Genomic DNA, 14,202 nt, shown 5'->3' with positions numbered 1-14,202 from the left:
TAAACTCACGGCCTTCGCGGGCGTAGTTCAATGGTAGAACTTCTGCTTCCCAAGCAGATAGCGTGGGTTCGATTCCCATCGCCCGCTCCAGACGACCCCACACAAAAGCCAAGGCCTCACCGCCTTGGCTTTTTTGTTGCCGCTGCCGTGTTGCGCCCAGGCCTCGCAGCCAGGCCTGAAACCCGACCCTGCAGGCCATTTGCTTGGCCGCTTGAGCCAAGGCAAGGTGAGCGGCCTGCCGCTAGTGGTTTGTCCGACTGGGGTCGACTTTGAGCGCGCGCGTACAGTCACAGGCAACAAAAACGAACGGTCGTTCGTTTTGATCTCGAGTGTTTTAGGAGCTCCCGGATGCGTTTCCAGCGCCCCCTGTTTTTGCTGCCCGTGGTCGCTGCCGTGTTGGCCGGCTGCGGTGGCAGTACCGACGCGCCCCCCCCGCGCGCCACGATTGTTCTGGCGCAGCTGGCCGGCCAGGCCACCACGGCCCAGATCGACGCAGGCACCACGGCCACCGGCCTGATCGGCCTGACGGGCGCCGCGGTCTGCAATGTGGACATCCGCTATGTGGTCTACCAGACCCGCGACCCGGCTGGCCAGCCTGCCACGGCCAGCACCGCGGCCTTTGTTCCTTCGGGCACCGATGCCAGCTGCACCGGCTCGCGTCCGGTGGTGTTGTACGCGCACGGTACGACGATCGAGAAGGCCTACAACATGGCCGACATCACCCACAACTCCGAAGGCAGCCTGGTCGCAGCGCTGCTGGCAGCGCATGGCTACATCGTGGTCGCGCCGAACTACCTGGGCTATGACGAGTCCGGCCTGGACTACCACCCCTACCTGAACGCCGAGAACAGCGCCATCGACATGGTCGACGGCCTGCGCGCCGCCAAGGCCTACCTGAACGAAGCCAGCGCGGTGAAGCCTTCGGCCCAGCTGTTCGTGACCGGCTACTCGCAAGGCGGCCACGTGGCGATGGCCACGCACAAGATCATCGAACGCGACTACGCAAGCGAGTTCACCGTCACAGCCTCGGCGCCGATGTCCGGCCCGCACAACCTGGCCAAGTTCATCGCCCAGATCAACAGCGGCCCGGACGTTTGCCCCACGCTGGGCTCGTCCGACCTGAACTGCACGGTGAACGCCGGTGCCACGCTGTTCACGCCGCTGCTGCTGACCAGCTGGCAACGCTCCTACGGTGACGTCTACAGCGACGCCGCCAGCGTCTACCAGTTGCCCTATGGCGCGGCCACGGCCACGCTGCTGCCGACCAACAGCACGGCGGAAGAATTGTTGACGACCGGCAAGCTGCCCGCCGACACGACCTTCCGCAAGCTGTTTGGCACCGGAGGCTTGATCCAGGAAAGCTACCGCTCGTCCTACTTTGCCTCCGGCAGCGGCTTCGCGAAGGCCGCCGCGGCCAACACGCTGCTGGGCTGGACACCCAAGGCGCCGATGGCCATGTGCTACAGCGCGGCCGATCCGACCGTCTATGCCTACAACACGACCGACATGCAGGCCGACCTCGCATCGCGCGGCGTGCTGGTGCCAGCACTTGATGTGCGTGGCGACCCGGCGACCATTGCTGGCACGCTTGGTAATTCTGCTGCACAGCTGGCCGGCGCTTTCCAGGTCAACAACCCTGCGGCAGGCACGGCAGTCGGCACGCCTGGCACGGAGAACGACCACGCAGCTGCGGCGCCTTATTGCGCCACTTTCGTGCGCGGCTTCTTCGCCAACTTCGTCCAGTGAATGCCGAGCGCCAAGGATTCAAACCGATGACTTCCCGATTCCAATTCCCTTCGCTTTCGACCAGCCTGCGCGCAGCCGCGCTGGCCGCGCTGGCAGTGGCTGGCCAGGCCCACGCAGCCGATGCCGGCACCGGTTCCGGCAGCATGCTGGACGGCTGGACCTTCTACCTGGGTGGCGCCTACATCGACGTGCACGCCAAGTCCAGCCCGCTGAGCGGCACCAGCACCACGTTCCCAGATGGCAGCACCCACGCCGCGCGCTTCCGCATTGACGATGCCAGCACCGTCGGCTTTGGTCTGGTCTACCGCTTCAACAAGACCTGGAGCGGCGAACTGGCCCTGGGCCTGCCGGCCGAGCACAGCATCCACGGCGAGGACTTGCTCGAGTCCTTCGACCAGATCACGCTGGTCAAGCAGGCGCCACCGGCTGCCTTCCTCAACTACCATTTCCCCGAGGTGGCAGAAGGCGTGTCCTTCTTCGTCGGCCCGGGTGTCAATTACACGCGCTTTCTGCGCGCCCGCAACACCGCTTCGGGCAATGCGGCGGCCGGTGGCGAGACCAAGGTCAAGCTGGATTCGTCCTGGGGCCTGGCGGGCCACGTCGGCGGCACCTGGCAGATCGACCGCAACTGGTCCTTCGTCGGCACGGTGGCCTACGCGCACGTCACCAGCACGCAGACCTCGACCACCCAGACCAACCTGGGCAACGGGCCGGTCACGGTCACGCACACCGCGAACATCAACTTTCGCCCGGTTGTTTATTCGCTGTCGCTGGGCTATACGTTCTGAGCTTTGCGCGCCGGCATGTCCGGCGCCTGCCCTGATGGTTCAACGCCGCGCATTGCCGCGGCGTTTTCCATGGGGGATCCGATGCGCTGAACAGCCGGGCCCACTCCGTGTTTTCCGTGTTCGCGGGGCCCTGGCTTCGGGCATCATGCACAGCGAACACAGGGATCTCTCATGTCCGCCACGCCTTTCCAGGTCTTTTGCCTCAGCCCCAAACTGCCCGATCTGATCACTTCGGGTTTCGGCCCCTTCGTGCTGCGCAGCTGCGCCACGCTGGACGCCTTGTCCGAACAGCTCAACACCCAGGTCACAGACGGCAGCGAGATCGGCCCGGCCTTGTTGATCCACCTGCCTACCGCGGGCGGGCTGGACAAGCTGCTGCAATGGCCCGGGCTGGCGCGCGCGGTGATGGCCGCGGCCGTGCTGGTGGTGGCGCCCGAGCCGGCGCCTGTCACCTGCCTGAAGCTGCTGCAGGCGGGTGTGCGCGAGATCCTGTCCGAGCGCGAGGTCAATGACGAGATGATGGGCCGCTCGCTGCGCATTGCGCTGGAGCGCAAGCGCCAGGACGATGCCGCCCGCCGCGCCTACAGCATCGACTTGACGACCGGCCTGCCCAACCACCACCAACTGCTGGAGCACATGACGCACCTGCTGGCGCTGCGCGAACGTGAGCCAGCTTCGATGGCGCTGATCGTGCTGCACCTGGACGGCTTCCGCGCGGCTGAGGCCAGCCTGGGCACCGAGTCGGCCAACGTGCTGCGCCGCAAGGCGGCGGTGCGGCTGCGCGCCTCGCTGCGCGCGAGCGACGTGGTGGCCTCGCTCGGCGGCGACATGTTCGCGGTGCTGCTGGCCTGGATCGATGCGGACGACGATGCCGAGCGCGTCGCCCGCAAGCTGCTGTCCTCGGTCACGCAGCCCTTCCAGGTGACGGGGCACAGCGTGCCGCTGGGCGCGCGGGTCGGCGTGGGCCAGTACCCCGCGCATGGCAAGGACGCGCAGGCGCTGCTGTCGCGCGCCGTGGCCCAGGCCTCGGGCGAGGCCATGAGCCGGCTGCGCAGCGTGGGCGCGGCGGCGGCGAACGACGACGAGTGAGCCTCGGATCGCTCAGGGAGCGGTCGAGCTTGTCTTGTTGCGTGACACAGCACACCGTTCAGGCTGAGCTTGTCGAAGCCCAGGGCCCCTCGACAAGCTCAGGGTGAACGGATCGAAGGTCACTGCAAGATGCGGAAGACCTCGACGGGCTTCACTTCAGGATGTCGCCCAGGCACAGGTACTTGGTCTCGACATAGTCCTCGATGCCCTGGCGGCCGCCTTCGCGGCCCAGGCCCGATTGCTTGACGCCGCCAAACGGCACCTCGGCGGTCGAGATCAGCCCGGTGTTGATGCCCACCATGCCGTACTCCAGCGCCTCGCCCACGCGGAAGACGCGGCCCACGTCGCGGCTGTAGAAGTAGCTGGCCAGGCCGAACTCGGTCGCGTTCGCCAGCTCGATGGCTTCGGCCTCGGTCTGGAAGCGGAACACCGGTGCCACCGGGCCGAAGGTCTCCTCGCGCGAGCAGCGCATCTCGGCGGTGGCGTCTGCCAGCACGGTCGGCTGGTAGAAGCGGCCTTCGATCAGCTCGCCGCCGGTCACCAGGCGTGCGCCCTTGGCCACGGCGTCCGCCACGTGTTCCTGTACCTTGGCAATCGCCGCGTCGTCGATCAGCGGGCCCAGCACCACGCCGGCCTCGAAGCCGTTGCCCACCTTCATTGCCGCGGCCTTCTCGGCCAGCTTTTCGACGAAGCGGTCGTAGATGCCGTCCTGCGCGTAGAAGCGGTTCGCGCAGACGCAGGTCTGGCCGGCATTGCGGTACTTGCTGGCCATCGCGCCTTCGACCGCGCTGTCCAGGTCCGCGTCGTCGAAGACGATGAATGGTGCGTTGCCGCCGAGTTCCAGCGACAGCGCCTTGACCGTCGGCGCGCACTGCGCGGCCAGGATGCGGCCGACCTCGGTCGAGCCGGTGAAGGACAGATGGCGCACCACGTCGCTGCTGCATAGCACCTTGCCCACTTCGATGGACTGCTCTGCATCCGCCGTCAGCACGTTCAGCACGCCCGCCGGCATGCCCGCGCGCTGCGCCAGTTCGGCCACTGCCAGGGCCGACAGCGGCGTGGCCTCGGCCGGCTTGATGACCACGGTGCAGCCAGCGGCCAGCGCAGGCGCGACCTTGCGGGTGATCATCGCGATCGGGAAGTTCCACGGCGTGATGGCCGCGCACACGCCTACCGGTTGCTTGATCACCAGGTAGCGCTTGTTGCCGTCGGTGGTCTGCACGGTTTCGCCGTAGACCCGCTTGGACTCCTCGGCAAACCACTCGATGAAGCTGGCACCGTAGGTGACCTCGCCCTTGGCCTCGGCCAGCGGTTTGCCCTGCTCGGCGGTCATGATGCGGGCCAGGTCGTCTGCGTTGGCATGCAACAGCTGGAACCACTTCATCATGATGGCCGCACGTTCCTTGGCCGTCTTGCCTTTCCAGGCCGGCCATGCGCGGTTGGCCGCGACGATGGCGTGGTGCGCCGATTCGGCGCCATGGTTGGCCACCTCGGCGAGCAAGGCGCCGGTGGCCGGATCGTTGACCGCAAAACGGCCAGGCGCGGGCGCCCATTCGCCATTGATCAGCGCGTCGCTCTTCAGCAGGCTGGGGTCGCGCAAGGTGTTCAGCGGGGAATTGCTCGTGGGGCTCATGTCCATGGAAATCTCCGGAATCGGCCGGGCGCTGCCGGCAGGGTAGGACGCGGACTCTACAGCGCGCGTGCCAGTGCTTTCGTGTCTGCGTGTTGCTTGAGGCTCGCGGCGCGGCTCACCGCCGTGGCACGCCCGGCAGCACGCACAGCATCTCGTAGAGCAGGTTGGCACCCAGCAGCGAGGTGTTGCCGCTGGTGTCATAAGGCGGTGAAACCTCCACCAGGTCGCAGCCCACCAGGTTCAGGCCGAAGCAGCCGCGGATGATCTCCAGCGCCTGCGGCACGTTGAGCCCGCCGATCTCGGGTGTGCCGGTGCCGCCGGCGTAGGCCGGGTCGATGCCGTCGATGTCGAAGCTGAGGTAGCAGGGCGCGTTGCCAATGGCTTCGCGAATGCGCGCCATCAGCGGCGTGAGCGACTGCCACCACACCTCGTGCGCCGGCACGATGGTGAAGCCCTGGCGGCGCGGCCAGTCGAAGTCGTCTGCCGCGTAGCCCGAGCCGCGCAGGCCGATCTGCCAGACCTTGTGGTTCTGCAGCAGGCCTTCATCGACCGCGCGGCGGAACGGCGTGCCGTGTGCAATGCGCTCGCCGAACATGTCGTCGTTGACGTCGGCGTGCGCGTCCACATGGATCAGCGCCACCGGGCCGTGTTTCTCCGCCACGGCGCGCAGGATGGGCAGCGCAATCGTGTGGTCGCCGCCCAGCGTCAGCGGAATGCAGCCGGCCGCCAGCACCGGCCGGTAGAACTCGGTGATGATGGGCACCGACTTCTCCAGCGAGTAGGTGTTGATCGCCACGTCGCCCAGGTCGGCCACCTGCAGTGCGTCGAACGGCGCAGCGCCGGTGGCCATGTTGTAGGGCCGGATCAGCGACGACTCCGCGCGGATCTGCCGCGGGCCGAAACGCGCGCCGGCGCGGTTCGAGGTGCCGATGTCCAGCGGCACGCCGATGAAGGCGGCGTCCAGGCCGACCGGCGAGGTGGCGACGGGCAGCCGCATCATGCTGGCCAGGCCGCCGAAGCGCGGCATGTCGTTGCCGCCCAGCGGCATGTTCAGTTCACGGCTCATGGTCCTGCTTTCAGGCTCGACGGCCACGCATCCATTCCAAGGCACCCATCAGCGCGGTGGTGAACAGGATCAGCAGCGTGGCGACGGCGGCAATCGTCGGGTTGATGTTCTCGCGGATGCCGGTGAACATCTGCCGCGGCAGCGTGACCTGGTCCGGCCCGGCGATGAACAGCGTGACCACCACTTCGTCGAACGAGGTGGCAAACGCGAACAGCGCGCCCGAGATCACGCCCGGCGCGATAACCGGCAGCGTCACGCGGAAGAAGGTCTGCAGCGGCCCGGCGCCCAGGCTCAGCGATGCGCGCACCAGGTTGTGGTTGAAGTTCTGCAGCGTGGCCAGCACGGTGGTGACGACAAACGGCGCGCCGAGTGCGGCGTGCACGATGATCAGCCCGGCATAGGTGTCCGACAGGCCGATGCGCGCGAAGAACAAGTAGCAGGCCACGCCGACGACGACGATGGGCACGACCATCGGCGCGATCAGCACGCTCATCAACAGGCCCTTGCCGGGGAAGTTGGCCCGCGCCAGGCCCACCGCGGTGAGCGTGCCCAGCGTGGTGGCAATGACCGTGGCGGCCGGCGCGACGATGAAGGAATTCTTCGCCGCCCGCGCCCATTCGTCGGACGTGAAGAGGTTGTGATACCACTGCAGCGACCAGCCCGGCATCGGGTAGGCCAGGAACGAAGACGCCGAGAACGACAGCGGCATGATGGCCAGGATGGGCAGCAGCAAATACAGCAGCACGCCCAGGCTGAACAGCCGCAGCGCCCACCAGCCTGCCTTGTCCAGCAGCGTGAAGTAGGCCGGGAATTGCGGTCGAAGAAATGAGAAAAAACTCATGCCGTTACCCCAGGCTCAGTTCAGACTTGACCACGCGGCGGTACAGCGCATAGAGCACCAGCGTGGCCGTCAGCAGGATGGCGCCCAGCGCGCAGGCCATGCCCCAGTTGATGTCGACGTTGGTGTACTGGGCGATGTAGTAGCTCAGCATCTGGTCGTCTGCGCCGCCCAGCAGCGCCGGCGTCACGTAGTAGCCAATGGCCAGGATGAAGACCAGCAGGCCGCCCGCGCCAACGCCCGGCAGCGTCTGCGGCACGTAGACGCGGAAGAAGGCCGCCAGCGGCGGGCTGCCCAGGGAGACTGCCGCGCGCAGGTAGGTCGGCGAGACCGACTTCATCACGCTGTACAGCGGCAGGATCATGAAGGGCAGCAGGATGTGCGTCATCGAGATGATCACGCCGGTGCGGTTGAAGAGCAGCGACAGAGGTTCCTGAATCACGCCAACACCCATCAGCGCGCTGTTGACCAGGCCCTCGCGCTGCAGCAGCACGATCCACGCGGCCACGCGCACGAGGATGCTGGTCCAGAACGGCACCAGCACCAGGATCATCAGCACATTGGCCTGGCGTGCGTTCAGCGTGGAGAGCCAGTAGGCCAGCGGGTAGCCCAGCAGCAGGCAGCACAGCATCACCACCGCGCTGATCTGGAAGGTGCGCAGTAGGATGGACGAGAACACGCGCTGGTCCGGCGCGACCCGCTCCAGCCCGCCCTCGGCCTTGCGCTTCAGGTCCACCGAGGTCAGCAGGTAGTCGGGCGTCCAGCGGCTGGCGTTCTTGGCAATCGCCTGCCAGTACGGCAGCTCGCCCCAGCGCGGGTCCAGCGCCAGCATTTGCTCGCGCAGCGCGTCGGGCGTGGATGTGGTGCCTGCGGGTTGCAGCTGCGGCAGCGCGCGGTAGGTGCTCATCACCAGCGAGCGCGAGCCGGGCTGCTCGGTGTTCAGGCGCCTTGCCAGCGCGCCGGCCTGCGCCGGCTCTGGCAGGGCCGCCAGGTCGGCCACCACGGCCGCGTAGGCGGCAGGAGCGGGGGCCTGGTGGCGGTCCCACTTCGAGAGCGCCTGCGCGGTGCGGGGCAGGGCGTTGGCCACTTCCGGGTTCTCCACGGCACGCACCAGCAGGGCGGCAATGGGCACCAGGAAGGTGGCCAGCAGGAACAAGAGCAGCGGCAGCGTGAGCGAGATCGCCGCCAGGTGCCGGCGGCGCTGGGCCCGGGCCAGCGAGCGGGCCAGCGCGTTGCCTTCGGGGGTAGGCGCCGGTGCGGCGGCGAGTGTCGTCACGGTGCTGCTGCTCATTGCGTCAGGCCATCACTGTGCGGCCCAGGAAGCAAAGCGCTTTTCCAGCGCCTCGCCCTGGTCGGCCCAGAAGCCGATGTTGAACTGCAGCGCATCCTTGCTGTTGGCCGGCGAGGTCGGCAGCAGGGCCAGCACCTTGGGGTCCAGCTTGGCCAGGGCCTTGTTGTTGGTCGGGCCGTAGGAAATGTTCTGCGCGTATTCGGCCTGGGCGGCCGGCGAGGCGGCGGCGGCGATGTACTTCATCGCCAGGTCCTTGTTCGGCGAGCCCTTGGGGATGACCCAGTAGTCCAGGTCGTAGATGCCGCCGGTCCAGCTGATCTTCAGGTTCTTGCCTTCGCGCTGCGCCGCGTCGATGCGGCCGTTGTAGGCCGTGGCCATCACCACGTCACCGGCCACCAGGAACTGCGGCGGCTGCGCGCCGGCTTCCCACCACTGGATGCTGGGCTTGAGTTCGCTGAGCTTCTTGAACGCGCGGTCCGCGCCGGCCGGCGTGGCCAGCACCTTGTAGACGTCCGCGCTCTTGACGCCATCGGCCATCAGCGCGAATTCCAGGTTGTAGCGCGCGCCCTTGCGCATGCCGCGCTTGCCGGCGAACTTCTTGGTGTCCCAGAAATCGGCCCAGGTCTTGGGGCCGTCCTTGAGCTTGTCGCCGTTGTAGGCCATCACGGTGGACCACACGAACGCGCCCACGCCGCATTCGGTCACGGCAGCCGGCTGGAAGTCGGCCTTGTTGCCGACCTTGCTCCAGTCCATCTTCTCGAACAGGCCTTCATCGCAGCCGCGCGCCACGTCCGGGCTTTCGACCTCCACCACGTCCCAGCTGATCTTGCCGGTCTCGACCATGGCCTTGATCTTGGCCTGCTCGCCGTTGTATTCCACGATCACCAGCTTGGCGCCGCTGCTCTTCTCGAACGGCTCCACATACGCCTTCTTCTGTGCCGCGCCATTGGCGCCGCCGAAGTTCACCACCGTCAACTGGCTCTGGGCCAGCGCTGGCAGCGCGGCCAGCATCGCCGCGGCCGCAAAGGCCATGGACGTCTTCTTCATCGCAATAACTCCTGAAAGGGCTTGAGGGAGGGACGTGTCGTGCAGCGAGAGAAGTCACGGGCCACCGTCAGCTTGCGCTGCAGGGCCTCTTGATGTGCGGGCCTCGGTCGGGCCTTTGGATCCGGGTTCAGTGATAGATGCGCAGGTAGGGCTGCGGAATGTGCAGCCACACCGCCTGGCCCACGACCGGCTGCAGTCCGCCTGCGAGCGGCAGCTTGACGGTGGCCGGCGCCTGGCCGTTGACGGCGCAGCGCAGGCGCAGGTGGTCGCCGAAATAGATGATGTCGGTCACGGCGGCCTGCACCGCGTTGCCCAGCGCCTCGGGTTTGACCAGGCAGGGCTCGATGCGCTCGGGCCGCACCGAGGCCAGCACCTGGGTGCCGGGCAGCGCGCGGTTGATGTTCAGGCCCGTGAGCCGCTCGCCGGTGGGCAGCACCAGCTCGCAGCTGTCGCCGTCGGCCTGGCCCACGGTGCCGGTCAGCAGCGTGCTGTCGCCCACGAAGCCGGCCACGAAGCGGTTCACCGGGGTTTCGTAGAGCTGCTCGACCGGGGCGATCTGCTGGATCAGCCCGTCGTTAAAAACGGCCACGCGGTCGCTCATGGTCAGCGCTTCGCCCTGGTCGTGCGTCACGTAGACGAAGGTCACGCCGAGCTTGCGGTGCAGTTCCTTCAGCTCGATCTGCATGTGCTCGCGCAGCTGCTTGTCCAGCGCGCCCAGCGGCTCGTCCATCAGCACCAGCTGCGGCTCGAAGACGAGGGCGCGGGCCAGCGCCACTCGCTGCTGCTGGCCGCCGGAGAGCTGGCCGGGCAGGCGCTCGCCCTTGCCGACCAGCTGCACCATGTCCAGCGCCTTGGCCACGCGGGTGGCGATGTCGCCCTTGGGCACTTTGCGCACCGTCAGCGGGTAGGCCACGTTGTCCGCCACCGAGAGGTGAGGGAACAGCGCGTAGTTCTGGAACACCATGCCGAAGTTGCGCTTGTGCGGCGGCGTGCGCGTGATCGGCGAGCCGTCCAGCAGGATCTCGCCTGCGGTGGGCGACTCGAAGCCCGCCAGCATCATCAGCGTGGTCGTCTTGCCGGAACCGGACGGGCCCAGCAGCGACAGGAACTCGCCGCGCTGGATGTCCAGGTCCAGCGAACGCACGACCAGGCTGAGCCCGTCGTAGGTCTTCTGCACGCCTGCAAACCGAACAAGTGGGCCCCCAGACCTGTCGCTGCGCGTCAGGCCCCCCGAGGGGGATGAGTCAACTTGGGAGCGGCCCTGCGTTGCCTCATGCGGCATGGTGTTCATCGGTCTCAGCCTTGCTGGACGGCAGCGCTGAACGCCTCGCCCAGGACGGCCAGGCCTTCATCCAGCAACGCATCGCTCGCGGTCAGCGGCACCAGCACGCGGATCACGTTGGCATACACGCCGCAGGACAGCAGCACCAGCCCGCGCTTGATGGCTTCGGCGCAGACGCGCTTGGTGAGATCCGCGTCAGGCTTTTCGATGTCGCCGTCCTTGAACAGCTCGACCGCCACCATCGCGCCCAGGCCGCGCACGTCCTGGATCTGCTTGTGCTTGGTGGCCAGCGCCTTCAGGCCGGCGGTGAGCTTTTCGCCCACGGCGACAGAGCGGGCCAGCAGCTGTTCTTCCTCGAACACGTCCAGCACCGCCAGTGCCGCGGCGCAGGCCAGCGGGTTGCCGGCGTAGGTGCCGCCCAGGCCACCGGGCAGCGGCTTGTCCATCAGGTCCGCGCGGCCGATCACGGCCGAGAGCGGGAAGCCGCCGGCCATGGACTTGGCCATGGTCACGATGTCGGCCGCCACGCCCCATTGCTCGCTGGCCAGCCAGGTGCCGGTGCGGCCGGCGCCGGTCTGCACCTCGTCGGCGATCAGCACGATGCCGTGCTGGTCGCACAGCTTGCGCAGCGCCTGCACGAAGTCCTTGGGCGCGACGTAGAAGCCGCCTTCGCCCTGCACCGGCTCGATGATGATGGCCGCGACGCGGGCCGCTTCCACGTCGTACTTGAAGATGTGCTCGACCGAGCGCAGCGCCTCGGCGGTGCTGATGCCGTGCAGCGGGTTCGGGTACTCGGCGTGGTAGATCTCGGCCGGGAAGGGGCCGAAGCCGGCCTTGTACGGCGCGACCTTGCCGGTGAGTGCCATGCCCAGCAGCGTGCGGCCGTGGAAGCCGCCGCCAAAGGCGATCACGGCCTGGCGGCCGGTCGCGGCGCGGGCGATCTTCACGGCGTTTTCGACCGCCTCGGCGCCGGTCGACAGGAAGTAGGCCTTCTTGGCGAAGTCGCCCGGGGTCTTCTCGATCAGGCGCTCGGCCAGCTCGACGTAGGGCTCGTAGGCCAGCACCTGGAAGCAGGTGTGGTGCACCTTGTCCAGCTGCGCCTTCACGGCGGCGACGATCTTCGGGTGGTTGTGGCCGGTGTTCAGCACCGCGATGCCACCGCCGAAGTCGATGTATCGCTTGCCTTCCACGTCCCAGACTTCGGCGTTCAGCGCGCGCTCGGCAAAGACCTCGTAGGTCTGGCCCAGCCCGGTTGGCAGCGCAGCGCGGCGGCGCGCCATCAGCATCGCATTGTTCGGAGCTTCGTGTTTCATGGTCTTTGCCTTCCTGTCCTGGTTTGCAGGTGAGGCGCCGACTTTAGGCCTCATGACACGGGCGTTACCATGTACAGCGCGAGGTCTTGTGCGGTGCACTGTGCAGGCCGCAAGACCTGTACAGCGCGCCGCGGCGGCCTTCCTCCATGCTCCAGCTTCAGCCCCAGTCCAGCATTTCTCTGGTGGCCCAGATCGTCGATGGCCTGCGCTCGCAGATCGAGCAGGGGCGCTTGCCTGCCGGCACCAAGGTGCCGTCCATCCGCCAGTTCGCGCATGCGCACCAAGTCAGCGTGTTCACCGTGGTCGAGGCCTACGACCGGCTGGTGGCGCAGGGCTGGCTGGTCTCGCGCCCGCACTCGGGCTTCTTCGTGCGGCGGCGGGCGCAGGCGGATGGCCGCGAAGGCGGCCCGGCCCAGGCCCAGGTGGCAGCGGGCCAGGGCTTCGATGCCATGTGGTACATGCGCAAGATCTTCGAGCACCGCCACCTGTCCATCAAGGCCGGCTGCGGCTGGCTGCCGGGCGACTGGCTGGCCGAAGACGGCCTGCGCCGCGCACTGCGCAGCCTGGCCAGCGAAGACGCGGACCTGGGTGGCTACGGCGACCCCAAAGGCTACCCGCCGCTGCGCCAGTTCATTGCCGAGGCCTTCGCCGAGCAGGAGGTGCAGGTGCACCCCAGCCAGGTGCTGCTCACGCAAGGCTCCAGCCAGGCGCTGGACCTGGCGGTGCGCCGCCTGGTGCGGGCGGGCGACACGGTGCTGGTTGACGACCCCGGCTATGCCAACCTGCTGTTCAGTTTGCGCTTCCAGGGCGCGACGCTGGTGGGCGTGCCGCGCACGCCGCAGGGCTACGACCTGCCTGCGCTGGAGCGCTTGATCGTGGCGCACCAGCCCAAGGTGTTCTTCACCCAGCCGCGGCTGCAGAGCCCCACCGGCTCGGTGGCCCAGCTGGCCCACCTGCACCGCGTGCTGCAGCTGGCCGAGAAGCACGACCTGACCATCGTCGAGAACGACATCTACGTCGACCTGGACCCGAACCCACGGCCATCGCTGGCCAGCCTCGATCAACTCAGCCGCGTCATCACGGTGGGCAGCTACTCCAAGACCATCTCGCCCAACATCCGCGTGGGCTACCTGGTGGCGCACCCGGACATGGTGGAAGACCTGGCGCAGCTGAAGATGATCGCCGGGCTGACCAGCGCCGAATTCGGCGAACGGCTGGCGCTGGGCGTGCTGATCGAAGGCCGCTGGCGCAAGCATCTCAAGGGCCTGCGCGAGCGGCTGGCCGATGCTCACCAGCAGGTCGGCCAGCGGCTCTCCGGCCTGGGCTTCGAGCTGTTTGCCGAGCCCAAGGCGGGCATGTTCCTGTGGGCTCGGCACCCTTTGGGCAGCGACCCGGTGGCGCTGTCCAACAAGGCGGCAGAGCACGACATCATGCTCGGCCCCGGCCACCTGTTCTCGGCCGACCTCGGCCCCACGCCGTGGATGCGCTTCAACGTGGCGTTTTCGCTGGACACCAGGCTGGCCGAGTTCTTCCAGGCGCAAGGCCTGGGCTGAGCGTCCTCAGCGCGCAAAGAATGGCCGGTCGTTGTCGCAGGCCGGGTCCGGGCCGTAGGCGGTGTCGATGACCTTGTCGTCAAAGCCCATGCCGACCATGAAGCGCTGGCAGAACGGGGAGTCGTAGCGGTAGGCCCAGACGATTTCCTTCGGGTAGTGCACGCCGAAGGTGGTGCCGGGCCGGCCGATCGCGAGGCGCACTTCGTCGGCCGTCATGCCGGCCCTGATGGCGTTGAAGTTGCGCTCGGTCAGCACCTGCTCGCCGCTCACGAGCTTGTCGTCGCCATCGAAGCGCACGAGGTAGGTGAAGCGGCCGAAGGGCCCGCTGGCGAATTCCAGCGTGTGGCCGCCGCCCGGTTGCGGGTAGTCGCCGGTGGGCTGGCCGAGCTGCTGCGTCACGGCGGCGGGGCTGGCGCCGGGTTCGAACTTCGGCGGAGAGAAGATCGCACAGGCACCGAGACTGGCCACCGCGGCGGCGGCAAGGCCACGCCAGGCCTTGGAAAAGAAGGGCGAGCTCATCATCCCGATGAGCTTACGCGCGATGCAAATCCCTGCC

The 14,202-nt window shown here is 67.7% G+C and carries 12 protein-coding genes and 1 tRNA gene; 5 read left to right on the top strand and 8 right to left on the bottom strand.

Annotated features, from left to right (window positions below; all coding sequences use genetic code 11):
* Positions 1-16 precede the first annotated feature (16 nt).
* The 4 genes from AC3WR5_RS01780 to AC3WR5_RS01765 all read left to right on the top strand — a co-directional run bounded on the left by AC3WR5_RS01780 (position 17) and on the right by AC3WR5_RS01765 (position 3,623).
* Positions 17-90: transfer RNA gene (locus tag AC3WR5_RS01780), tRNA-Gly, on the top strand.
* Positions 91-348: 258 nt separating this feature from the next.
* A complete protein-coding gene (locus AC3WR5_RS01775; RefSeq protein ID WP_492481388.1) occupies positions 349-1,746 on the top strand; it encodes an alpha/beta hydrolase family protein in 1,398 nt (465 codons plus the stop codon).
* A 26-nt stretch (positions 1,747-1,772) separates the two neighbouring features.
* Complete coding sequence (locus AC3WR5_RS01770; RefSeq protein ID WP_492481386.1) at positions 1,773-2,534, top strand: OmpW/AlkL family protein; 762 nt, start codon at positions 1,773-1,775, stop codon at positions 2,532-2,534.
* Positions 2,535-2,705: 171 nt separating this feature from the next.
* Entirely contained in the window at positions 2,706-3,623 is a 918-nt protein-coding gene (locus AC3WR5_RS01765; protein ID WP_231012788.1) for a GGDEF domain-containing protein, read from the top strand.
* Between the two features lie 151 nt (positions 3,624-3,774).
* On the opposite strand, the gene AC3WR5_RS01760 is transcribed toward AC3WR5_RS01765, so the two are convergent.
* The 7 genes from AC3WR5_RS01760 to gabT all read right to left on the bottom strand — a co-directional run bounded on the left by AC3WR5_RS01760 (position 3,775) and on the right by gabT (position 12,093).
* Positions 3,775-5,262 (bottom strand): NAD-dependent succinate-semialdehyde dehydrogenase, encoded by a 1,488-nt coding sequence (locus AC3WR5_RS01760; RefSeq protein WP_492481383.1) that lies wholly within the window; start codon positions 5,260-5,262, stop codon positions 3,775-3,777.
* A gap of 109 nt (positions 5,263-5,371) precedes the next feature.
* A complete protein-coding gene (speB, locus tag AC3WR5_RS01755; RefSeq protein ID WP_492481381.1) occupies positions 5,372-6,322 on the bottom strand; it encodes an agmatinase in 951 nt (316 codons plus the stop codon).
* A 10-nt stretch (positions 6,323-6,332) separates the two neighbouring features.
* Positions 6,333-7,163 carry an ABC transporter permease gene (locus tag AC3WR5_RS01750; RefSeq protein ID WP_141289939.1) on the bottom strand — a complete coding sequence of 277 codons (831 nt, stop codon included), beginning with the start codon at positions 7,161-7,163 and terminating at the stop codon, positions 6,333-6,335.
* Between the two features lie 4 nt (positions 7,164-7,167).
* Complete coding sequence (locus AC3WR5_RS01745) at positions 7,168-8,451, bottom strand: ABC transporter permease (protein ID WP_492481379.1); 1,284 nt, start codon at positions 8,449-8,451, stop codon at positions 7,168-7,170.
* Positions 8,452-8,463: 12 nt separating this feature from the next.
* Positions 8,464-9,498 carry an ABC transporter substrate-binding protein gene (locus AC3WR5_RS01740; protein ID WP_141289093.1) on the bottom strand — a complete coding sequence of 345 codons (1,035 nt, stop codon included), beginning with the start codon at positions 9,496-9,498 and terminating at the stop codon, positions 8,464-8,466.
* 127 nt (positions 9,499-9,625) lie between these two features.
* Positions 9,626-10,675, bottom strand: a complete 1,050-nt coding sequence (locus AC3WR5_RS01735) for an ABC transporter ATP-binding protein (RefSeq protein WP_231012790.1) — start codon at positions 10,673-10,675, stop codon at positions 9,626-9,628.
* A gap of 119 nt (positions 10,676-10,794) precedes the next feature.
* Positions 10,795-12,093, bottom strand: coding sequence for a 4-aminobutyrate--2-oxoglutarate transaminase (gene gabT, locus AC3WR5_RS01730; RefSeq protein ID WP_492481376.1), 1,299 nt, complete (start codon positions 12,091-12,093; stop codon positions 10,795-10,797).
* Positions 12,094-12,239: 146 nt separating this feature from the next.
* Between gabT and AC3WR5_RS01725 the strand changes: the two genes are divergently transcribed.
* Positions 12,240-13,646, top strand: coding sequence for an aminotransferase-like domain-containing protein (locus AC3WR5_RS01725; protein WP_492481373.1), 1,407 nt, complete (start codon positions 12,240-12,242; stop codon positions 13,644-13,646).
* 6 nt (positions 13,647-13,652) lie between these two features.
* Here AC3WR5_RS01725 and AC3WR5_RS01720 read toward each other — a convergent pair whose 3' ends face one another.
* Complete coding sequence (locus AC3WR5_RS01720; protein WP_492481371.1) at positions 13,653-14,165, bottom strand: hypothetical protein; 513 nt, start codon at positions 14,163-14,165, stop codon at positions 13,653-13,655.
* Between the last annotated feature and the right edge of the window lie 37 nt (positions 14,166-14,202).

Source organism: Ideonella sp. FW305-24, from assembly GCF_058788035.1.
This window is presented reverse-complemented; position numbering and strand designations above follow the sequence as displayed.